23 protein-coding genes are annotated in these 20,438 nt (G+C 46.1%); 11 read left to right on the forward strand and 12 right to left on the reverse strand.

The genetic code is table 11. The features are described 5' to 3' along the window. Positions 1 to 16: 16 nt before the first annotated feature. Genes msrB through Q0K92_RS01890 form a run of 4 tightly spaced genes read left to right on the forward strand, consistent with a single transcriptional unit; the run spans position 17 to position 2,806 of the window. Positions 17 to 484, forward strand: coding sequence for a peptide-methionine (R)-S-oxide reductase MsrB (msrB, locus tag Q0K92_RS01875; protein WP_297324110.1), 468 nt, complete (start codon positions 17 to 19; stop codon positions 482 to 484). Positions 485 to 492: 8 nt separating this feature from the next. Further along, a complete protein-coding gene (gene nhaC / locus Q0K92_RS01880; RefSeq protein ID WP_297324111.1) occupies positions 493 to 1,929 on the forward strand; it encodes a Na+/H+ antiporter NhaC in 1,437 nt (478 codons plus the stop codon). 1 nt (position 1,930) lies between these two features. Further along, positions 1,931 to 2,326: a lysophosphatidic acid receptor gene (locus tag Q0K92_RS01885; RefSeq protein ID WP_297324112.1), complete on the forward strand. Its 396-nt coding sequence runs from the start codon at positions 1,931 to 1,933 to the stop codon at positions 2,324 to 2,326. An 18-nt stretch (positions 2,327 to 2,344) separates the two neighbouring features. After that, entirely contained in the window at positions 2,345 to 2,806 is a 462-nt protein-coding gene (locus Q0K92_RS01890; RefSeq protein WP_297324113.1) for an isoprenylcysteine carboxylmethyltransferase family protein, read from the forward strand. Positions 2,807 to 3,154: 348 nt separating this feature from the next. Here the strand turns inward: Q0K92_RS01890 and Q0K92_RS01895 are convergent, their stop codons facing one another. After that, positions 3,155 to 3,904 (reverse strand): IS5 family transposase, encoded by a 750-nt coding sequence (locus Q0K92_RS01895; RefSeq protein WP_297324077.1) that lies wholly within the window; start codon positions 3,902 to 3,904, stop codon positions 3,155 to 3,157. Between the two features lie 254 nt (positions 3,905 to 4,158). Here Q0K92_RS01895 and Q0K92_RS01900 point away from each other — a divergent pair, with 254 nt between their 5' ends. Both Q0K92_RS01900 and Q0K92_RS01905 read left to right on the forward strand, forming a co-directional pair. Beyond that, positions 4,159 to 4,857, forward strand: a complete 699-nt coding sequence (locus Q0K92_RS01900) for a PEP-CTERM sorting domain-containing protein (RefSeq protein ID WP_297324114.1) — start codon at positions 4,159 to 4,161, stop codon at positions 4,855 to 4,857. 266 nt (positions 4,858 to 5,123) lie between these two features. Further along, complete coding sequence (locus Q0K92_RS01905; RefSeq protein WP_297324115.1) at positions 5,124 to 5,714, forward strand: cytochrome P460 family protein; 591 nt, start codon at positions 5,124 to 5,126, stop codon at positions 5,712 to 5,714. A 157-nt stretch (positions 5,715 to 5,871) separates the two neighbouring features. Here Q0K92_RS01905 and gloB read toward each other — a convergent pair whose 3' ends face one another. After that, positions 5,872 to 6,645: a hydroxyacylglutathione hydrolase gene (gene gloB / locus Q0K92_RS01910; RefSeq protein ID WP_297324116.1), complete on the reverse strand. Its 774-nt coding sequence runs from the start codon at positions 6,643 to 6,645 to the stop codon at positions 5,872 to 5,874. Positions 6,646 to 6,739: 94 nt separating this feature from the next. Between gloB and Q0K92_RS01915 the strand changes: the two genes are divergently transcribed. The 3 genes from Q0K92_RS01915 to dnaQ are packed head-to-tail and all read left to right on the forward strand — an operon-like array spanning position 6,740 to position 8,713. Then, on the forward strand, positions 6,740 to 7,516 hold the full coding sequence (locus tag Q0K92_RS01915; protein ID WP_297324117.1) for a methyltransferase domain-containing protein: 777 nt from the start codon (positions 6,740 to 6,742) through the stop codon (positions 7,514 to 7,516). Then, positions 7,513 to 7,983: a ribonuclease HI gene (gene rnhA / locus Q0K92_RS01920; RefSeq protein WP_297324118.1), complete on the forward strand. Its 471-nt coding sequence runs from the start codon at positions 7,513 to 7,515 to the stop codon at positions 7,981 to 7,983. Before Q0K92_RS01915 ends, rnhA begins: the two co-directional genes overlap by 4 nt. A gap of 10 nt (positions 7,984 to 7,993) precedes the next feature. Continuing rightward, a complete protein-coding gene (gene dnaQ / locus Q0K92_RS01925) occupies positions 7,994 to 8,713 on the forward strand; it encodes a DNA polymerase III subunit epsilon (RefSeq protein WP_297324119.1) in 720 nt (239 codons plus the stop codon). Positions 8,714 to 8,767: 54 nt separating this feature from the next. Here the strand turns inward: dnaQ and hpnA are convergent, their stop codons facing one another. The 10 genes from hpnA to tsaE form a co-directional block, all read right to left on the reverse strand. Continuing rightward, a complete protein-coding gene (hpnA, locus tag Q0K92_RS01930; protein ID WP_297324120.1) occupies positions 8,768 to 9,757 on the reverse strand; it encodes a hopanoid-associated sugar epimerase in 990 nt (329 codons plus the stop codon). Positions 9,758 to 9,857: 100 nt separating this feature from the next. Then, positions 9,858 to 10,907, reverse strand: a complete 1,050-nt coding sequence (locus Q0K92_RS01935; RefSeq protein ID WP_297324121.1) for a phytoene/squalene synthase family protein — start codon at positions 10,905 to 10,907, stop codon at positions 9,858 to 9,860. Between the two features lie 71 nt (positions 10,908 to 10,978). Further along, entirely contained in the window at positions 10,979 to 12,232 is a 1,254-nt protein-coding gene (lysA, locus tag Q0K92_RS01940) for a diaminopimelate decarboxylase (RefSeq protein ID WP_297324122.1), read from the reverse strand. After that, positions 12,229 to 12,402, reverse strand: a complete 174-nt coding sequence (locus Q0K92_RS13015) for a lipoprotein (RefSeq protein ID WP_366083914.1) — start codon at positions 12,400 to 12,402, stop codon at positions 12,229 to 12,231. The genes lysA and Q0K92_RS13015 overlap by 4 nt, the downstream gene beginning before the upstream one ends. Positions 12,403 to 12,526: 124 nt before the next feature. After that, positions 12,527 to 13,147 carry an ABC-type transport auxiliary lipoprotein family protein gene (locus tag Q0K92_RS01945; protein WP_297324123.1) on the reverse strand — a complete coding sequence of 207 codons (621 nt, stop codon included), beginning with the start codon at positions 13,145 to 13,147 and terminating at the stop codon, positions 12,527 to 12,529. Beyond that, positions 13,144 to 14,043 carry an MlaD family protein gene (locus Q0K92_RS01950; protein ID WP_297324124.1) on the reverse strand — a complete coding sequence of 300 codons (900 nt, stop codon included), beginning with the start codon at positions 14,041 to 14,043 and terminating at the stop codon, positions 13,144 to 13,146. The genes Q0K92_RS01945 and Q0K92_RS01950 overlap by 4 nt, the downstream gene beginning before the upstream one ends. Further along, positions 14,016 to 14,819, reverse strand: coding sequence for an ATP-binding cassette domain-containing protein (locus tag Q0K92_RS01955; RefSeq protein ID WP_297324125.1), 804 nt, complete (start codon positions 14,817 to 14,819; stop codon positions 14,016 to 14,018). The genes Q0K92_RS01950 and Q0K92_RS01955 overlap by 28 nt, the downstream gene beginning before the upstream one ends. 3 nt (positions 14,820 to 14,822) lie before the next feature. Next, on the reverse strand, positions 14,823 to 15,953 hold the full coding sequence (locus tag Q0K92_RS01960; RefSeq protein WP_297324126.1) for an ABC transporter permease: 1,131 nt from the start codon (positions 15,951 to 15,953) through the stop codon (positions 14,823 to 14,825). A gap of 125 nt (positions 15,954 to 16,078) precedes the next feature. Next, positions 16,079 to 17,491, reverse strand: coding sequence for an N-acetylmuramoyl-L-alanine amidase (locus tag Q0K92_RS01965; protein ID WP_297324127.1), 1,413 nt, complete (start codon positions 17,489 to 17,491; stop codon positions 16,079 to 16,081). Positions 17,492 to 17,592: 101 nt separating this feature from the next. Further along, complete coding sequence (gene tsaE, locus Q0K92_RS01970; protein WP_297324128.1) at positions 17,593 to 18,099, reverse strand: tRNA (adenosine(37)-N6)-threonylcarbamoyltransferase complex ATPase subunit type 1 TsaE; 507 nt, start codon at positions 18,097 to 18,099, stop codon at positions 17,593 to 17,595. On the opposite strand from tsaE, the gene queG reads away from it, so the two are divergent. Then, on the forward strand, positions 18,094 to 19,206 hold the full coding sequence (gene queG, locus Q0K92_RS01975; protein ID WP_297324145.1) for a tRNA epoxyqueuosine(34) reductase QueG: 1,113 nt from the start codon (positions 18,094 to 18,096) through the stop codon (positions 19,204 to 19,206). The genes tsaE and queG overlap by 6 nt on opposite strands. Then, the gene (gene purT, locus Q0K92_RS01980; RefSeq protein WP_297324129.1) at positions 19,203 to 20,414 is read left to right on the forward strand and encodes a formate-dependent phosphoribosylglycinamide formyltransferase; all 1,212 of its coding nucleotides are present in this window, start codon (positions 19,203 to 19,205) and stop codon (positions 20,412 to 20,414) included. Before queG ends, purT begins: the two co-directional genes overlap by 4 nt. The last annotated feature ends 24 nt before the right edge of the window (positions 20,415 to 20,438 follow it).

Genomic DNA, 20,438 nt, shown 5'->3' on the forward strand with positions numbered 1-20,438 from the left:
ATAAGGAAAATCCGCTATGGCGAATACCTACAAGAGTTTTAAAAAAAACCCTGCGTCACTAAAAACAGATCTGACTCCATTACAGTATCAGGTGACGCAAAAAGCGGGTACCGAACCGCCTTTTCAGAATGAATACTGGAATCATAAAGCAGAAGGGATTTATGTGGATATTGTATCCGGTGAACCTTTGTTTGCGTCGATTCATAAATTTGATTCGGGTACCGGCTGGCCCAGTTTTTATCAGCCGATTGACGAGCAATATATCCAGTTCAAAAAAGACAATGAATTATGGGTCTCTCGTACCGAAGTCTGCAGTCGCTATGCGGATAGTCATTTAGGTCATGTTTTCAATGACGGTCCATCACCTACCGGCATGCGTTATTGCATCAATTCTGCTGCATTGAAGTTTATTAAAAAAGAGGATTTGCATGCGATGGGCTATGGCGATTTGGTCGCATTGTTTGAGAACAAGCCGGAGAAGTAGGGGCGTTAATGGCTGAAAACGATTCACCATTGGAAGAATTATTGACCACGCAGCGACCGCCATCCTTATTACAAGCGATTATCTGCTTTGCCGGTGTGTTTTTGCTGATCTCGTTGGGCATGTTTGTGTATGCGGTCAGTATTCACGCGCTTATCTTTTTGGCGTTGATCTGGGCGAGTTTGCAAGCGCGCTGGCTGGGTTATTCGTTTGCCGAAGTTCGCGGCATGATGGACGACGGCATCACCAAGGCGCTGCCGGCGATTTATATTTTTCTGTTGGTCGGCATGGTGATCGCCAGTTTCATGCAAAGCGGCACTATCGCGAGTTTGCTGTATTACGGGCTGGATCTGCTGAGTCCGAGCATATTTCTGGCGGCGGGATTGATATTGTGCAGCTTTATGTCGGTTGCTACCGGTACTTCCTGGGGTACCGTCGGAACGATCGGCGTGGTGTTGATCGGTATCGGGGATGCAATGGGTATCCCGCTGCCGCTGGTGGCAGGCATGATCGTCTCAGGTGCTACGTTTGGCGATAAGTTGTCGCCCATTTCAGATACCACCAATCTCGCCGCCATGAGCGCCGGAACCAATCTTTACCGGCATATCGGTTCCATGTTGTATACCACTTTGCCTACATTACTCATCGTTCTGGTTATCTTTATTGTTTGGGGACTGCAGTATGGCGACAACGTATTGCCGAGCAGTCAACTTGATGAGATTCGTGCTGCATTGGCAGGTGCTTACCAATTGAATCTATGGGTGACATTATTACCTTTGCTGCTGATGTTCGGTTTGAGTATCAAACGCTATGCCGCAGAAGTGAGCATGGCGTGCAGTATTGCACTGGCGATGCTGATTGCTGTTGTGTATCAGGGCAAGGAAAGCACTGATGTGATCAATGCGTTGTGGTTGAATTCCGCAGGTACCACCGGCGTAGAAAATATCGACACGCTGCTTGGGCGTGGCGGTATTTACAGCATGGCTTGGACATTGCTGCTATCGATCATGGCATTGGCACTCGGCGGGATTTTGCATCACACTGGATTATTGCGTGTACTGCTGATGCATATCATCGTACGCATTCGACGCATCAGCACATTAATAGCGACTACTATCGCATCCGGACTGATTGGCAATATGGCGATGGGGGAAGCCTATATTTCGATCATTCTCAATTGTCAGCTTTTTAAAGGGGCTTATCAGGAGAAAGGTGTGGACAGGGCGGTGTTATCGCGCTCGGTAGAGGAAGGTTCCACGCTGACCACGGCACTCATTCCCTGGACGACTGCTGGCACCTTCTATGTGGCGACGCTTGGGGTCCCTACGCTGGAGTATGCGCCATATGCCTTGTTGAATGTATTGAATCCTTTGGTTTCTATTGGTATGGCGATACTTGGGATCGGGTTGTTGCAAGACAACCATAAGTCTGAAAAAGTGAGGAATTAAAATGAAACAAGCATCAAATCATCAAGTTAATTGGAAAAAAGTACTGGTTAGCGTGTCGGCCCTGATCGGTGGTTTTCTATTGTCGTTCATTGGCTTCGGGGTACTTTGGAGTGGTATATCCTGGCATTATCAACTCATTATGTTTTTGCCGTTTCTGCTATTGTCATTTGCGTTAACCCGTTGGGGTAAGGGGGCGCTGGATAGCTGCTTCTTCATACTGTGCGGCGCTGCGCCGCTCGGAATTTTAATAACTCAGTTTCGCGACAATAACGATTCACATCTCCTGCCGATTCTCATGGTGTCCAGCTGGCTGATCGGCATAATCTCCGGTTATTTTTTGGCGAAAATAGCGCCGGATTCCGGATTGGGATCGCTTGAAGATAATTCTTCATCCTAAAGACAAAGGTACTTTTCTATGCATTATCTTGAACTTAAGATTCCACCGGCAGGGTTGGTACTATTATTTGCCGCGGCAATGTGGCTCACTGCGCAAACAAATTCATGGGCGATGGTGCAAATTCCAGGTGAGGAATGGGTGGCGATCGCGTTGTCGATGCTGGGCTGCACGCTGATTATCGTCGCTGCCATCCAGTTTATTTCAGCAAGAACAACGGTGAATCCATTAACTCCGGAATCAGCTACTGAGATTGTCACCCAAGGTATTTACAAACTAAGCCGGAATCCCATGTATGTTGGCTTTCTTGTGATGCTGGTAGCGTGGGGAGTATTTCTGGAAAACATCCTGTCTTTATTGTTGTTGCCACTGTTTGTTTTATATTTGAACCGATTTCAGATCATGCCAGAGGAGAAGGCTCTATTAACCAAATTTGGTGATGGTTATGGCCAGTATTTAAAATCGGTGCGCCGGTGGGTGTGACATCATATTTTTATCGGTTGTAGCATGAATTGAAGTAATTTTGCTATTGCATTGGCTTCAATATCACTCCGGAACTGTTGCAGTTTTTGTCAGATGTTGAGGTTATTGAATAGAAAATGGGTGTAGCCGGTGCGCTCAGACATGACAAGCGTACTAATCCGTCAGGAACACTACCAAGAGTTGGTCACGGGTTCCATATTTCTTGTAGGTGCTTGAAATTCATTGATTATTATTCTATCCGAACGCGTTTATACAGCAAAATATAACCAAAGCCGGTAGAAAATTTCCCGCAATGACGCCCTGATTATCAAGTTTTCGTTAGGAAATTCCCTAGGGTCTGTTGACATTTTACATAGGTAACCATAGATACCCACATGCCATAGCGACCATGCTTTCGTAATTTCTCTTCAGCTTATCGTATCTTGTTGCCACCGCGCGATACTGTTTTAGTCTTGCAAAGGCATTTTCCACCAAATGCCGATATCTATACAAACCCCAATCCATATCCGCATTACCCTTCACCGAGTTGCGCTTTCTTGGTATTACAGCCCTGGCTCCCTGCTTCGTTATTTGCTCTCGTATGCACTCGCTATCATAGCCCTTGTCTGCAACAATCACCTCCGCATCAGGTAACTTGGCAATCAAACCGGGTGCTGCAGAGCAGTCATTGACTCCTCCACCGGTAATCTCAAACTCAATCGGTAAGCCATAACTATCAACCACCAAGTGAATCTTCGTGGTATTCCCGGCACGGCTTTTACCAATGGCTTGAGGTTTCTTATTAGCTGCTCCCGCACTATGCTGATGCGCTTTCACGTAGCTACCATCAATAAATTCCCACTCACAATCCGCGTCAATGATCAGTGCCTTGAAAATCCTACCCCACTTGCTACTCGATGACCACGCATTGAATCTTTTGTAAATCGAATTCCAACTTCCAAATGCCTTCGGCAAATCTCGCCACGGACAACCTACTCGCATTCGATACAGCATTCCTTCTACCGTCATACGCAAATTGCGCTTGTTATAAATGGCTTCTTGAAGCAGAATCTTCTCCAGCTTCGACCAAAACTCATCACTGAGCATCAAGCGGGGCATCGCAAACTCGTTTTATTGGTGGTATAGGAACCTCAATATTACGAGTTTGCCTCTTTCTATTAAATACTTATCTTCAATTGTCAACAGACCCTAGTATAGAGAGACTACAAAAAAAGGATTAATGGCACTTACGCAGCAAGTGCTTTATCGATATATTTTGCTCCACAGTAAGTGCGGAAATTTGACAGATGATTGCTTACTTACCTGAGGTTCAAGTTTCTTAACCTACACTTTTAATAAAAAGGGAGTTTAGAATGAAGATTAAAAAATTAGCAGTTCTGATTGCTGCTGTCATGGGTGTTAGTGCAGCGCCGGCATTTGCAAACGTTGGAGATACTGCAACGTATAAATTTGATTTGCCTTCTACGGCATCATTTACGCCACCTTATCCCGTTGTTGCTGAACTGACATTGACAGAAATAGTGGGCGGTGTTCAGTTTACGCTGACACCAAACTGGTCATCACCAGGGTTTGCTGATCCTGCAGATTCGACAGTCAACCGTCTCGATTTTGTTTATCAAGGGCCGGCTAGTGTTACTTTTGCACAACCCACAATTCATGGCGCTGATATTAAAACCTTTGCATACGAAAGTGGCCAGAATATGGATAGTGGTTACAAATCGGACAGTCAGCACATCACGATTGACTGGTTTCCTCAAAACAAGGCTGAGCGGTTCGATGGCGATTTTGCAAACAGCATCTGGACGATATCCGGTACGGGTGTGGATTTGACAGATTTTACCGGAACGCTAGCTCATCCTACTTCCGGCAAGCCAGATCCAATTTTTGGAATCATATCAGTGGATCCTTATTCATTGACAAACATTCACCCAACACCATCGAACTGGGTCAGCGGAATCACTTCACCTGTTCCGGAACCAGAAACCTATGCAATGTTATTGGTCGGATTGGGTTTAGTAGGTTTCTCATTACGTAGACAAAAACAAAACTAAAATATTAGCTTCAATTTTTCAGAGAGCCCCTGAAATATGATTTCAGGGGCTCTCTCTTTTTAAAACTTGTTAAAGTATTTTCAGTAAGGATTCATTGCTGGTGGTTTTTTTGATTCTTTTGAAAATTGAACGAACAAGTAATTTTTTGTTAAAGTCACTTTGACTTACCTCTTGACGAAGATGATATGTCTGACTACCATAAAAAGGAAGGCAGTATATGCTATTGCTTTTTCTTTACGTTTCTTTAATCATTTTAAGGGTTTATTATGTTACAGTTTAAAAAGACGTTATTAGGTGGTATCGCCCCGGTATTGTTATCTCTTGCACTGGCAAGTCCAGTAAGTGCTTCTGATGCGCATGGACACCATAAAGACCAGAATTTTGGTAATTTTACTAAAGAAAATGTATTGCTTACGCCAAGAGACTACCGCGAATGGATTTTTGTAGGCGCGCCGGTTACCCCCAAAGATATGAATGATGGAAAACCTGCATTTCCTGAATTTCATAATGTATACATCGACCCAACCAGTTGGAATCATTGGAAAAAGACAGGTGAGTTCCGTGATGGCACAATCATCGTTAAAGAACTCGTGAGTGTAGGTGCAAAAGAATCGGCGAGCGGAAATGGTTATTTCCAAGGGGAATTCAATGGAATCGCTGCCACGGTAAAAGATTCCAAACGCTACCCGGACAGACCTGGTAACTGGGCATACTTTACTTTTGAATCCTATGAAGCCAAGCAAGGCGTAATACAGGCAGATGATGCCTGTGCAGCTTGCCATAAAGCCAATGCTGCACAGGATATGGTTTTCACACAGCATTACCCGGTATTACGTGCAGCTAAACCCAAGAAATAGCGGATAGCTGATCTAGCTGCCGATAAGTTTTTTGTAATCAGGCAATTTGACAAATGCTTTGTTGCAGTCAAATTGCCTTTTTAGTTTAATAAGATCAAATTGTTATTCTTGTCATCCATGAGAATATTTAGTAACTGTAAAAATATTCTGAATTTCTTCAAAAATTGTTTTTCCATTCACGTAACACGGTGAAAACGCTTAAAGGATCTGCAAGGGATGTAGCAGCGTAGTTCTGCGCGCTATTCACAATGTCTTGTTGATTGCAGCGTAAAAAAGGATTGACTGCCTTTTCCAGCGCAAGCGTGGTAGGAATTGTTGGGATATTTTGATTACGTAATGCTTGTGCGCTGCGTTCCAATTCGATCAGTTGCAGATTTTTCGGATCGACAGTTCTGGCAAAGCGAATGTTACTTAGCGTGTATTCGTGCGTACAATAAGCAAGAGTATCATCAGGCAATCGACAAATTTTTTGCAGCGATTCATACAGTTGTTGTGGGGTTCCTTCAAAAATCCGGCCGCATCCGCAAGAAAAAAGTGTGTCTCCGCAGAATACCAAATTGATTGGATCTGACCCATAATAAGCAATATGCCCTTGCGTATGTCCGGGGGTATCCAATACGGTGAGATGAAGCGATATTTCTGACAAACTGAGCCGATCCCCTTCTTTTACCGAATGAGTAACTGTTGAGATAAATTCATGTTGCGGGCCATAGACTGGAATATCGAACAATTGAAGTAATTCGGCATTGCCGCCTGTATGATCATGATGGTGATGCGTAATGAGGATTGCACTTAATTGCAATTTTTTTAACGCAAGATACTCAATAACGGGAGAGGCTATGCCCGGATCTACAACAACAGCATAATCCTGATTATGGATAACCCATATATAATTGTCTTTAAAAGCATGGACAGGATAAATGTTCAGCATGAAATTCCCATGTAAAAATTCTTCAATATAGCGTTGATATGCTTAACAGGCCATTGAAAAACGATAACAATTTAAGTAGATAAGCTGATTAATAATGGTTATAAATAATCATCAGCAGTGGTTTGAATCTTCGCTTGGCCGATATTTGATCGACCAAGAGTATCGCTATTTTGATCAGGCTGTAACAAATATCTTTGGTTATAATGCAGTTCAGATCGGCTTGTCCCAGTTTAATTTTCTTCGTTTGAACAGAATGCCTTTGCATTTCTCGCTGGGACTTGAGAATCGCGTATCCGTGCGCGCTGCGGCTGACTTCCTTCCTATTCAAAGTAATAGCATGGATCTCGTAATTCTGCCACATGTACTTGAGTTTAATCATAATCCGCATCAAATTTTACGGGAAGTGCACCGAATTTTGATTCCTGAGGGGCATATCGTCATATCAGGGTTTAATCCATTGAGCTTATGGGGCGCTTGTCGCTGTTTAAAATCTACGCCGAAAGAGTATCCGTGGAATGGAAATTTCATCGCACTATCAAGGCTTAAAGATTGGTTGAAATTACTGGATTTTGAGATGGCCGGCGGTCGATTAAGCTGCTATGCGCCGCCATTTAAACAGGAGAAATGGATTCAGCGGTTTAGTTTTATGGAAGCCGCAGGGGATCGTTGGTGGCCGATTTCAGGCGGGGTTTATTTCTTGCATGCGATTAAACACATGCATGGTATGCGAATTATTAAGCCTGGTTGGAAAAATTGTTTTAACCCGAAAGCGCGCGTAGCGCCGGTTGCCCAGAAACTGAATAATAAAATTTCCGCAGAGGAGCAATCATCGGATCGCCCAAACCTGACGGATGAGTTGAATAAGCCATGAATACCGGAGATTCTAAAGTCGTGGAGATATATACGGATGGCGCGTGTAAAGGAAATCCAGGGATCGGCGGGTGGGGGGCTTTGTTACGCTATGCGGGCCATGAACGTGAGATTTTTGGTGGTGAGAAATTAACAACGAATAACCGCATGGAGCTACTGGCGGCAATACGTGCTTTGGAGTCGTTAAAACGTCCATGCAAAGTACACTTGCATACCGATTCGCAATATGTACAGAAAGGCATCAGCCAATGGATCGATGCATGGAAAGCCCATAACTGGCGCACATCCGCAAAAAAGCCGGTTAAAAATGAAGATTTGTGGAAATTGCTTGATCAACTGACGCAGCAACATGACATTGAATGGTGTTGGGTGCGTGGTCACTCGGGTAATAATGACAACGAGCGGGCCGATGAACTGGCGAATCGTGGTGTTGAAATGATTTCCACCGACGACATGCAAAATACTTAGAAATTTTAATATGCGCCAAATAATACTGGACACTGAAACAACCGGCCTGGATCATAAACAGGGACACCGCATTGTAGAGATCGCGGCGGTGGAGTTAAGTAACAGGCAGTTTACCGGCAATCACTTCCACTATTACCTCAATCCTGAACGCAACAGCGATGAAGGTGCTTTGCAAGTGCATGGCTTAACCACCGAATTTCTGCAAGACAAGCCGAAATTCCATGAAATATCGAAGGAATTCCTGAACTTTATCAGTGATGCCGAGCTTATTATCCATAATGCGCCATTCGATGTCGGGTTTCTCAACCATGAATTGAATTTAATCAATTTGCCGGCATTGAGTGGCTATTGCTTATCCATAACGGACACATTAAAACTGGCCAAGGAGCTGCATCCCGGTAAACGCAATAATCTTGACGCCTTATGCGAACGTTACGCGATCGATAATTCCAAACGAACGCTGCATGGCGCGTTGCTGGATGCGGAGCTGTTGGCCGAAGTTTATTTGGCCATGACACGCGGACAAGAAAGCCTGCATATTGAGCTGGGGCACAGTGAGCTTACACAATACGCAGTGGATCATCTGGACGGTTGCAATTTGAAGATCGTTAAGGCGACAGCGGAAGAACACGCCCAGCATCTGGCGATATTGGAAAGCATTGCGCGCGAGAGTAACGGTAAGTGCGTGTGGAAGAAACTTGAAGCGGATCATGGTATGGAGTCGAGCTGAGGAATTTTTACGAAAACCGGTAAAGCTGCTAGTTGTTACAAGGACTTAGTGCGGTTACTTGCAGTAACCATGCTCCTTGAACCACCGGACAGCGTCTTTGAGCGCTTCAATGGCAGGGCGGTATTGATAGCCTAATTCGCGCTGGGCCTTGGTACTGGAGAAAAACATCAATTTCTTGGCCATATGCACGCTGTCCAATGTTGCGCGTGGTTCGGAATGTGTGAAAGTTGCAATCTTTTCCATACACCATGCCATGGGCAGCATTAAATTCACGGGCATCTTGATGCGATTTACTTGTACCTCATTGATTGCGTCAATCGTTTGCAGGATTTGCAATAGCATCATGTTATCGCCGCCCAGTATGTACCGCTCACCCGGTTTTCCATGTTGATAAGCTAATAAATGTCCATGCGCAATATCGTCCACGTGCGCAATGTTTAATCCGGTATTCACATAGGCGGGCATTCGACCCATTAATGTATCCACTACGATGCGACCTGTTGGTGTCGGGCGTATGTCGCCGGGACCGATGGGCGTGGATGGATTGACGATGGTCAAAGGCAAACGGTGTTCATCGGTCAATTTTTTTACGATTTGTTCGGCCTGATATTTGGATCGCTTGTAATAGCCGTTGATCGTTGCGGGATTGGATGGTGTTTCCTCATTCGCCGGCAATCCACCCGGGTTCAGACCTAAGGTTGCCACACTGCTGGTATAAACAATACGTTTCAGACCGGCCTCCGCGGCAGCCATCATGAGCGCTTGTGTACCGTTGACGTTGATTTCATGCATTGTCTGCGGATCAGGCACCCACAGACGATAATCCGCAGCCACATGAAATAGATTATCGCAACCGTTAACCGCTCGTTTGAGTGATTCGTGATCAAGCAAGTCACCCTCAGTAATTTCAACCGGGAAATTTTCAAGGTTTTTCCGGTTACTACCGGGTCTCACCAGCACACGAACTTCATGACCTGCAGTCAGTAAACATCGCATGACAGCTGAGCCGAGAAACCCTGTTGCACCGGTAACCAATGATTTCATAATTAAATACGATCTTGTAGCACGTTATTGACAAGTTAGCTTAAAAATAAGAAGCACAATTCGGGGTACGGCAAATCAATCAGCGACCTTTTATTTGATTTCAGAGCAAGACTTCTTGATGTACTTCAGCATCGGGAAGATTCCTGGATGTCAGTTTAAACAATAAATTGAGCGCCCGGTTGTGACTCGCAAATAAATTGGTTGTGACGATGGTTGCTTTCACATCACGACGACTGATTTTAACCTGTGTTCCTTCAGAAAAATTCCGATGCTGATTGATTTTATTGAGCGTCAAGATGGCCATGCCGATTGCCCATAAACAGAAACGACGAATTCCTTTTTCTTGTGGAGGAATCAAACTGGTGTATACGAGTGCATTCTGTAAGTGGCCTTTAGCGATACCCAGCAACTCTGCTAATCCTGCCTGAAATTCCGGATCGGACATGCCCGGCTGTAAGTTATTGAGATTGAATCCATGTTTAAGGAAAATATCCTGCGGGAGCCAACACGCGCCGCGTTTACGGTCATCCCAAATATCCTTGAGGATATTCGTCATTTGTAATCCCTGGCCAAATGATACGGAAAGTTTCATCAGCGTGGGTTTATGGATATTGATTTCCTGAGAGTAATCGCAAAACAATTCAGTGAGCATTTCACCGACTACACCGGCAACGTAATAACAATACTGGTTCATTGCAGGCAAGTCTTTCAGTCCTTCCAGAGATTCCGTTTCCTGATAGTCGGACATGCCCTGCGCCATGATGCGAACGCAGCGCTCCAACGCATTACGTTGCGCGGGATTGAAGCTATGCGTGACGCGAATAACCGCAGGTGTATTTTTGATTAAATCATGCTCTGCCGGGATAGTATGATCGGAAAGGAGCGGATAGAGTTTTTGTGCAAATTCTTCGGCGGATGCGTTGCCACAGACTACTTCAGAAAATAAGTGCGATAGTTGCCTGGTTTGCTCTGATGTGAGCGCATTATCATCTTCAATCGTATCGGTGATGCGGCATAGCAGATATGCATTACCGATAACACGGCGCAAAGCTTCGGGTAGTTGTGGAATGGTTAATGCGAACGTGCGCGATACGCCTTGCAGGATATAATCCTGATATTGCTCGTCGTTGATACTGGGAAGGCTTGTCATTACAGATTTGTCATAAAGCGATAAGGCATGTTACTACAATTGGGCGCATCGCCATATCCTATGCCGTTAAATTAAGACAAAATTTGTTCGCCAGCGATGAGTTGATCGATGGTTTCGCGTTGCCGAATGACATGCACGGTGTCCCGATCCACCATCACTTCAATTGCGCGCGGCCGGGTATTGTAATTCGAACTCATGCTCATGCCATAGGCACCGGTTGACATGACCGCCAATAAATCCCCATCGGCCAGACCAAGCATGCGGTCATGGCCCAGAAAGTCACCGGTTTCGCACACAGGGCCGACAACCTGATAATTTTTGACATCTGCATTATTCTTGCTGACCGGAACAATGTCATGATAGGCATCGTAGAGTGCCGGGCGCATCAGATCATTCATTGCCGCGTCGACAATGGCAAAGTTGCGTGCGGATGTGTGTTTGAGATACTCAACGCGCGTGAGCAGAATGCCTGAATTACCCACCAGAGAACGGCCCGGTTCAATGAGCAGACGTTGTTTGACTTGACCGGTACTGGCACATAGCGCAGCAACATAATCCTTGATGGACGGCGGGGTTTCATTGGTATAGCGAATGCCTAATCCGCCGCCCAAATCCAGGTGCTCAATTTCCAGTCCTTGTGATTGCAACTTATCCAGCAAATTGAGCATTTTGTTGCTCGCTTGCATGAATGGCTCAAGTTCTGTCAGCTGGGAACCAATATGGCAATCCAATCCGGTAAACCGAATGGAAGGATACAGGTGCGCGGATTGATAAATTCTTTCAGCTTCACCGGCCGGGACACCAAATTTATTTTCTTTCAGGCCGGTTGAAATATAAGGGTGGGTTTTTGCATCCACATCCGGGTTGACGCGCAAGCTGACCGATGCAATCTTGCCCAACTCTTTTGCGATCTGATTCAGAGTGGCCAATTCTGCCTCGGATTCCACATTAAAACACAGAATATCGGCATCCAGTGCCATGCGTATTTCATGAGTGTTTTTGCCAACACCGGAAAAAACCGTTTTCCTCGGATCTCCGCCGGCCTTGATAACGCGTTGCAGCTCGCCGCCCGATACGATATCAAAACCACTGCCAAGTTGCGCGAATAGATTGAGTATGGCGATGTTGGAGTTGGCTTTTACTGCGTAACAAATTAAATGATTCCGGTTGGCAAAAGCGGCGTCGAATTCCTGATAAGCCTTGGTTAAGGCAGCTCGTGAATAGACATAGCACGGTGTGCCGAATTCATCGGCAATCTGTTGTAAAGGTACTGATTCTACAAAGAGTTGATTGTCGCGGTAGCTGAATTCCGGGAAGCCGCTCATTTCTTCTCTGCTTCATTGGGTGATGTGCGATTTACCTCATCAGTTTTTGGAAGAGGAAGATAAAGTGGTCCCTTAAGACCACAAGCGCTGAGTAGATAGGTTAAGAGAAGTGTAGTAAAAAACAAACGCACAAGAAATCTCCTGAACAATAATTTGCGGGATACTAACATAAGCGAATGATAAGGGCACCTCTAAAAATCCAGATTTGCGAGTATCCGCTTTTGTGGGTTTTCTGCTTACTTCGTCTCGCCACAATGTTGCGTTACTTGAAAAAATATTTCCCTACTACTAGAGTTAATAAGGCGGCAATTCAGTAGTGAGCCATCCAACGAGTTCATTAATTAATTGATGACTGGCAGAGCCCAGTGCGAATACAGCACCTGCTGCATCAGCCGTCGGTGTTTTCTCTTTAATACTGAAATCTTTTTGGGCGAATAGATTGCGCGAGTTACGTTCAATCAAACTGGCACGCAAACCAACCACAACATGGCTGTCTTTCTCGGTATCAAATGCCTGAATAAATTCTTCTAATTCAATATGTAAAATGTAGTCTGTTTTTGCGGTGCTACTATTTTTGATGACTTGCTCGTTCGTATGGGTAACGATGCGGTCGCGTATTTGCTGGGTAAGGATGGCAGCAGGTGGTGCTATCCAACGACTATTGGCGTAACGATATGATTGAGATGGATTGTGATACAGAAGCCGATAATGGATTGCGGTGTTATCCAGCCATGATGGTACGATTGCATCGGCGATGAGTATACTTTTTCTTGGCTGATGCGATTGCTGCGATCTATTGTGAGCAAGTTGCTGTAACCCAAAATCATAAACAGAAACTGCAGAGGGTGACTTATGAAATACGGCGCAACCTGAGAGCAGGTAAGGAACTAGAATCAATAATAGAATTTTTATCATTTAATATTCTCTGCAGGTGGTATAAAGCCCGCTTCTCCAGGACCGGGTGATGATGGTGAGCGACCGAATATCAGGCTTTGCGGATTCTCTTCCAATTGATGCAGCACCCGGTCTAAATTATTTGAATTACGTGTGATGCTGTCACTCACTCTATGTAGTTCAGGGATTGTGGTTGCTAATTCCTGTGCGCTTTGAGACAAGCTGTCAAAGATACCTTCTTTCTGATTGGCTTTTGCCACTGCAAGATTGATTTCACTTAAAAGTTGATCGAGGCGTTTAACCAGGGTCGCAGATTCAATGGTCAGTTCAGTGAAAGACTTTAATACGGGTTGTAAATGCCCGGCAATCCCATCAAAATTTCTGGTGGCTTTTTCAATATTCTGCAAAATTTTTGCAACTTGTGTTTGATTCTGATCGTCCAGCAATTGATGCATTTTTAATACCAATTGATTGACATTGCTCAGTAAATCCTGACCGGATCCAGTCACTTCATCGAGCAATGAGCGGCGCATTGGAATACGCGCATCAGACGGTAATTGCTCATTGTCAATACCATCATCATTTAACTGTATATAAGCAAGTCCGGTAACACCTTGGTATCCTAACTGTGCGTAAATCGATTTGCTGAGTACCACATTCTCGTCAATCAGGATATGAATGAGAATCTGGCGTAGATTATCGGGGTCAAACTCGATATTTTCAACTTTGCCAATATTAACGCCGCGATAGTGTACGGCAGATTGCGGGCTCAGTCCGCTCACCGATTCTTTGGTTACCACGAGATAAGCGTTATGCTGGATATTGCTGCCACTGAACCGCATCGCAACTAAAGCGATCGCGATACTGAGGAAAATAACGAAGAGGCCGGCTACGAGAGCGTGGGCGCGGTTTTCCATGTTTGCTCCGAATAATCTTTTTGATTAAATTTATGTCGTATGCTCTTAAAGAAGCTGGTGATAAACGGATGCTGAAAGCGACATATTTCAGCGACAGTACCGGTTGTCACCACTTGTTGGTCAGCCAGCACAGCGATGCGGTCTGATAACGCAACCAAGGTATCGAGATCATGGGTTACCATGACAATCGTTAGATCCATTTCGCTGCGCAATGTAAGCACCAGTTCTACAAAACTTTCGCTTAATTCAGGATCCAGTCCGGCGGTGGGCTCATCCAGGAATAATAATTCCGGATCTAATGCCAGCGCACGTGCTAGAGCGACACGTTTGATCATTCCACCCGATAAGGCCGAGGGCATTTTGCCGGCATGTTCCGGTTCGATTGCCACCATATTCAGCTTGATCATGACCAAATCACGAATCATGCTTTCACTTAGTGTGTGTAACTCCCGTAGCGGCAAAGCAACATTATCAAATACAGTCAATGCGCTGAATAATGCACCTTGTTGGAACAGCACGCCGGAACGATTGCGGATGCTTTTTCTTTGAAGATTAAAATCGGTAGGCGCACTTCCAAAAATTTTTACGCTACCTTGGGCGGGTTTTTCCAGACCCAGCATCTGGCGCAGTAACGTTGTTTTTCCGCTACCGGAACCACCGATCAGTGTCAGTATTTCGCCACGATGAATGGATAAATTGACATCTTCATGGACGACATGGTCGCCAAAGCGCGTATGTAGCCCTTCAATTTCGATAATGCATTCCGGCTTCATCATGATTTAGGTGAGCCCTACATCGGAAAATATTACTGCAAAAATCGCATCGACAATAATCACCATCGTGATTGCGGTAACCACGGAAGTCGTCGTGCCTTCTCCCAGGCTCTCGGTATTGGGTTTGATTCTTAAACCGAAATGGCACGCGATCAGCGCAATCACCATGCCACATACTACCCCTTTTCCGAGTCCCAGCCATAAATTGCCGATCGGCACAGAATCCGGTAATGCAGTGATAAAGTATTGATAGCTCAAGCCTAACTGTAATTCTGCCGCGACCATTCCGCCCAACAGTGCCATGGTGCTGGTCCACATGACCAACAATGGCATGGCAATCCCAAGACCTACTATTTTAGGTAGAATCAAACGTTGACTATGCGAGATGCCCATAACCGTCAAGGCATCCAACTCTTGCGTGACGCGCATGACACCCAATTGCGCTGTCATCGATGATCCGGAGCGGCCGGCTACCAGGATCGCGGCCAGCATGGGGCCCAGTTCACGAATAATGCTGATGCCTAATATATTGATGATGAAGATATCCGCGCCGAACAATTGCAATTGTTTGGAAGATAGATAGCTCAATACGATACCGATCAGAAATCCGACCAGCGCTGTGATTCCCAGCGCTTGTGCACCGGTGCGAAATAAATTGGCAGAGATTTCGCGCCAGGGAATGTAAACAGGGTGCCGGATTAAATAAACAACATCAATCAGTAATTGACCGATCAGCGTGATCAGGCCTACGGTATGTTGCCATAACAGCAATACTAATTGCCCCAGCCATGTAATGGGCCAGAGGATATCGCGATATTGGGTTACGGGTTGTGGCGTAGGGAAATGTTCCAACCGCTGAAACATTTTTTCATGTTCCGAGCGCAATTGCAGCTGTTTGGGGCGCTGTGCATTCCAGGCGTGCCATAACATCATCATGCCGGCTGTATCCATTTGTTGAATGCCGGTTAAGTCCCAGTGTAAGTCAGGATTTATCGCCTGTTGAGTCAGTTCGCCTGCCAGTGTTTCCAATACATGCTCAAGTGCTGTCAGCGTATAGTTACCCACCAGCGCTATGCGTTGCGTGCCTTGTTCATTACTTAGCTGATACCACTGCGTTAGGGTTTGATCGGTGCGCATTCACTCATGCTTGCTTGGTAATCGTAAATTAGGACAATTGTGAATTTTTGTTGGACAGCGGTTATTGTATACCGTTTGCCGTGACAGTTTAATGCGTTTACATTGCTTCACGAAAGATGGCTGGTTTATTTGACTTGCGCTATTTCGGCGCGAGTGAGCGCCGGGTTGCTTGCAAAGTAGTTTTTAATTCCCACAAAAACCGCATCGGCCATTTTGTTTTGATAAGTATTGTTGCGTAACTTTTCTTCTTCTTTGGGGTTGCTGAGAAAAGCTGTCTCGACCAGGATGGAAGGAATGTCCGGCGATTTGAGCACTGCAAAACCGGCCTGCTCGACACCTTTTTTATGCAGGTGATTGATGTCGCCAAGTTGTCTCAGAACATGTTCGGCCAGTTTTACACTGTCGTTAATGGTTGCGTTTAATGACAGATCCAACAACAATTCTTTGATATCTTTTGATTTTGATGTGATATCAATTCCTCCCATCAGATCGTTGTCCACGCTGTTTTCCTTGTCGGCAAGCCAACTGGCCGTAGTTGAGGTTGCGCCATGTTCGGATAGTGTAAATACTGAAGAGCCGTGCGCATGAGATTTCGGATTGGCGTCCGCATGTATTGACACGAATAGGTCGGCATTGGCGCGTCGCGCATTGATACGCCGTTGCGGGAGTGAGATGTAGTAATCGCCGGTGCGGGTCAATACCGCGCGCATATTCGGTTCTTTATCGATTCTTTCTTTGAGTTTCCTGGCAATTGCTAATGTCACATCTTTTTCGTGCGTGCCTTGATAACCGACTGCGCCAGGGTCTTTACCGCCATGACCGGGATCAATAGCAACAATGATCATTCGTGGAACCATCACAGGTTTACGGCTTTTGGCAGCCTGGGAACCAGCGGCGGGTTGTTTCGATTGACTTATCTGGGGTTTGGGAAGTGGGCGGCTGTGTTGCGCGTGATTTGCCTTGGGTTGCTTGCCGCTCTGTATCAGTGTGGCAACCAATTCGTCCAGAATATCCGCTGTGGAATCAGCATCCATACCGGCGTCAAAATTGGCATTCAAGTCAGTTTTCGCTGCTTTATCAGGATGGTAAATATCCAGTATCAATCGATGTGCATAATTTTCTTTCGGCGCAACTACAAAGGTACGCGGCACTACATTCGCTTTCAAATCGAATACCAGTCGGATGACATCGGGTTTGAACTGTCCAATGCGCACTTTCTCCACCAGAGGATCAATGGCATTCACTTTCTGCGGTAATGTTGCAAGTGCCGGAGAAGGCTTGATATTGCTTAAATCGACGATAACCCGATGCGGGTTTTCGAGCATGCTGAGCTCATACTGCAGCGGTTGATTGGATTCCAATGTGATGCGGGTATAGTCCGGTGTTAGTCCGACACGCACCGATTTAACGGTAACATCTGCAGCAAGTGCAGATTGGCTTGATAATAGCAGCAGGCAGGTTAGGACAAGGAGCGCCAGGAAAATACCTTGTGCAGCAGCAATATGACGATTACTAGGGAAACTCTGAATAACTGTCATTTCGAGCGCAGCGAGAAATCTATGACATTGATTCACAAAGATTCCTCACTTTGTTCGGAATGACAAACATGAATTATTCAGAGTTTCCCTAGAATAGGTGATCACACGTTGTTCTGATTTTTCCAATGTTTTAAGCATTGTTTTCCTGTCTCTGTACCCACTCGAATTTCAACACTTCGACCCGTTTCAAGCATGTTAAAAAACAGCTGCAGATCAGCCACGGGCAACAAATCTCCCGCTTTTTCAGGCCATTCCACTAAGCAGATTGAGTCCGAATTAAAGTACTCGCGGAAACCTGCTTCTTCCCATTCAAAATAATCATTGAAACGATAAAAATCAAAGTGATACAAGTATAACCTAGAAATTTTATAGATTTCAACTAAATTATACGTGGGGCTTTTAACAATATGCTGGTAGCCAAGGCCGTGTAAAATACCGCGCGCGAATGTTGTTTTACCGGCACCCAGATTGCCAATCAGATAAATAATCAATCCGGCATGCAGGGTAGCAGCCATTGTTTTACCAAAATCCAACATCGCTGTTTCATCAGCCAGATAATACGTAAGGTTCTGTGTTGGCTCGGAATCTGTAGAATGAATGTTATGCAAGAAAATACCTCAACAAATAAATTGCCTGATTACATCGCTTTGGCAACTGCTATCAAAGCGTGGAGTAAGGAACTCGGTTTTCAAGATACCTGTATCGCGGATGCCGGTGCTGATATGTCCGCAGTGGAATCCGGTTTGTTCCAGTGGCTGGATAAAGGATATCACGGTGACATGGATTATATGGCGAAACATGGCACCAAGCGTACCCGGCCCGCTGAGCTTGAACCCGGAACACAACGGATTATTTCGGTGTGCATGAACTATTCCCCGCCTTCTGCCAAAAATAGCTGGGATGTGATCAACACCGGCGATCAAGCCTTTATTTCGCGTTATGCATTGGGGCGGGATTACCATAAGGTCATGCGCGCACGTTTACAGCGATTGGCTGATAAAATCACCGCAGCAGTAGGGCAATTCAATTACCGGGTTTTTTCGGACAGTGCGCCGGTGATGGAAGTGGCGTGGGCGCAGAAAGCCGGTCTGGGCTGGCGTGGCAAACATACCTTATTGCTGTCGCGTCAAGCGGGTTCGATGTTTTTTCTCGGTGAAATGTATACGGATTTACCGCTACCCGTTGATGAGGTGACCGGAAATTATTGTGGCAGTTGTTCCAAATGTATCGACATTTGCCCGACGCAGGCTATCGTTGCGCCGTATCAGCTGGATGCCCGACGCTGTATTTCCTATCTGACCATCGAATTGAAAGGCAGCATCCCCGAATCGTTACGATCCCTGATTGGCAATCGTATCTATGGATGCGATGATTGCCAGTTGGTATGTCCGTGGAATAAATTTGCCAGAATCACCAATGAGGACGACTTTCATGTGCGTAATGGCCTGGATGCTGTGTCATTGGTTGCGCTATTCAGTTGGGATCAGGAAACATTTGAAACCAAATTGGCCGGCACGCCGATCCGCCGCATCGGTTATCCGCAATGGCTGCGCAATATCGCCGTCGGTTTGGGCAACGCGCCGTATTCCGGTGAGATTGTCACGGCATTGCAAGCCCGCCTGGATGATGCATCGGCTTTGGTACGCGAACACGTGCAATGGGCATTACAACAGCAGAACAAAAAAAGAACAACAACTGAGGAAAACACACCATGAATAAACGATCAGTGATTGGTACACCGCTGAGTCCGTCAGCGATCAAAGTCATGCTGCTGGGCAGTGGTGAGCTTGGCAAGGAAGTCATTATCGCGCTGCAGCGTCTGGGCGTGGAAACCATTGCGGTGGATCGCTATGTCAATGCACCGGGACATCAGGTAGCGCATCGCGCACATGTGATCAATATGGCCGATGGGCAGGCGCTGCGCGCACTGATAGAGCAAGAGCGGCCGGATATCATCGTGCCCGAAATTGAAGCCATTGCCACCGACATGTTGGTTGAAATTGAGCAAATGGGACTGGCGACAGTGATTCCGACTGCGCGTGCCGCCAAGCTGACGATGAATCGCGAAGGCATTCGCTGCCTGGCGGCGGAAACGCTGGGCTTGCCGACGTCGCCTTACGCCTTTGCCAACAGTTTGAATGAGTTATGCTCCGCGATTGACGACAAAATCGGCTACCCCTGCATCGTGAAACCAGTCATGTCGTCATCCGGCAAAGGGCAATCACGCATCGATCATGCCGGAGAAGTGGAAGCGGCCTGGAATTACGCCGCGAGCGGCAGCCGCGTGAATCAAGGGCGGGTGATCGTCGAAGGGGTGATTCATTTTGATTATGAAATCACGCAACTGACCGTGCGTGCGTTGAATGTAAACGGCGATGTGCAAACACATTTCTGCGAACCGATCGGGCATGTGCAAGTGCATGGCGATTATGTCGAAAGCTGGCAACCGCAAGCGATGACGCCGCTGGCATTGCAACGTGCACGTGAAATTGCCAAGAAAATAACCGATGATCTGGGCGGTTTGGGTATTTTTGGCGTGGAATTATTCATCAAGGGCGACGAAGTCTGGTTCAGCGAAGTCAGTCCACGGCCGCACGACACCGGTATGGTGACAATGTGCAGCCAACGGCAGAGCGAATTTGATTTACATGCGCGCGCCATATTGGGATTGCCAGTGGATGCCTCCCTGCAGGCTCCGGGCGCCAGTGCAGTGATTTACGGCCAACTGGAAGCCCAAGGCATTGCGTTTTCCGGCGTGGTTGAAGCGCTCAGCGTGCCGCAAAGTGACTTGCGTTTATTCGGCAAGCCGGAATCTTTTGTGCGACGACGCATGGGCGTCGCTTTGGCGAACGGCACCAATACAGACGAAGCGCGGAGCCGTGCTAAACTTGCAGCCAGCCGAGTCAAACCCATACAAGAATAGAAAATCAAACAACAACTTAATAAA

Source organism: Nitrosomonas sp. (genome assembly GCF_024282095.1).
In the GTDB taxonomy this organism is placed as follows: domain Bacteria; phylum Pseudomonadota; class Gammaproteobacteria; order Burkholderiales; family Nitrosomonadaceae; genus Nitrosomonas.

Excerpts from the sequence above, each read along its gene's own strand:
- msrB (WP_297324110.1), top strand. The coding sequence starts at position 17 with ATGGCGAATACCTACAAGAGTTTTAAAAAAAACCCTGCGTCACTAAAA.
- nhaC (WP_297324111.1), top strand. The coding sequence starts at position 493 with ATGGCTGAAAACGATTCACCATTGGAAGAATTATTGACCACGCAGCGA.
- Q0K92_RS01885 (WP_297324112.1), top strand. The coding sequence starts at position 1,931 with ATGAAACAAGCATCAAATCATCAAGTTAATTGGAAAAAAGTACTGGTT.
- Q0K92_RS01890 (WP_297324113.1), top strand. The coding sequence starts at position 2,345 with ATGCATTATCTTGAACTTAAGATTCCACCGGCAGGGTTGGTACTATTA.
- Q0K92_RS01895 (WP_297324077.1), bottom strand. The coding sequence starts at position 3,904 with ATGCCCCGCTTGATGCTCAGTGATGAGTTTTGGTCGAAGCTGGAGAAG.
- Q0K92_RS01900 (WP_297324114.1), top strand. The coding sequence starts at position 4,159 with ATGAAGATTAAAAAATTAGCAGTTCTGATTGCTGCTGTCATGGGTGTT.
- Q0K92_RS01905 (WP_297324115.1), top strand. The coding sequence starts at position 5,124 with ATGTTACAGTTTAAAAAGACGTTATTAGGTGGTATCGCCCCGGTATTG.
- gloB (WP_297324116.1), bottom strand. The coding sequence starts at position 6,645 with ATGCTGAACATTTATCCTGTCCATGCTTTTAAAGACAATTATATATGG.
- Q0K92_RS01915 (WP_297324117.1), top strand. The coding sequence starts at position 6,740 with ATGGTTATAAATAATCATCAGCAGTGGTTTGAATCTTCGCTTGGCCGA.
- rnhA (WP_297324118.1), top strand. The coding sequence starts at position 7,513 with ATGAATACCGGAGATTCTAAAGTCGTGGAGATATATACGGATGGCGCG.
- dnaQ (WP_297324119.1), top strand. The coding sequence starts at position 7,994 with ATGCGCCAAATAATACTGGACACTGAAACAACCGGCCTGGATCATAAA.
- hpnA (WP_297324120.1), bottom strand. The coding sequence starts at position 9,757 with ATGAAATCATTGGTTACCGGTGCAACAGGGTTTCTCGGCTCAGCTGTC.
- Q0K92_RS01935 (WP_297324121.1), bottom strand. The coding sequence starts at position 10,907 with ATGACAAGCCTTCCCAGTATCAACGACGAGCAATATCAGGATTATATC.
- lysA (WP_297324122.1), bottom strand. The coding sequence starts at position 12,232 with ATGAGCGGCTTCCCGGAATTCAGCTACCGCGACAATCAACTCTTTGTA.
- Q0K92_RS13015 (WP_366083914.1), bottom strand. The coding sequence starts at position 12,402 with ATGTTAGTATCCCGCAAATTATTGTTCAGGAGATTTCTTGTGCGTTTG.
- Q0K92_RS01945 (WP_297324123.1), bottom strand. The coding sequence starts at position 13,147 with ATGATAAAAATTCTATTATTGATTCTAGTTCCTTACCTGCTCTCAGGT.
- Q0K92_RS01950 (WP_297324124.1), bottom strand. The coding sequence starts at position 14,043 with ATGGAAAACCGCGCCCACGCTCTCGTAGCCGGCCTCTTCGTTATTTTC.
- Q0K92_RS01955 (WP_297324125.1), bottom strand. The coding sequence starts at position 14,819 with ATGATGAAGCCGGAATGCATTATCGAAATTGAAGGGCTACATACGCGC.
- Q0K92_RS01960 (WP_297324126.1), bottom strand. The coding sequence starts at position 15,953 with ATGCGCACCGATCAAACCCTAACGCAGTGGTATCAGCTAAGTAATGAA.
- Q0K92_RS01965 (WP_297324127.1), bottom strand. The coding sequence starts at position 17,491 with ATGACAGTTATTCAGAGTTTCCCTAGTAATCGTCATATTGCTGCTGCA.
- queG (WP_297324145.1), top strand. The coding sequence starts at position 18,094 with ATGCAAGAAAATACCTCAACAAATAAATTGCCTGATTACATCGCTTTG.
- purT (WP_297324129.1), top strand. The coding sequence starts at position 19,203 with ATGAATAAACGATCAGTGATTGGTACACCGCTGAGTCCGTCAGCGATC.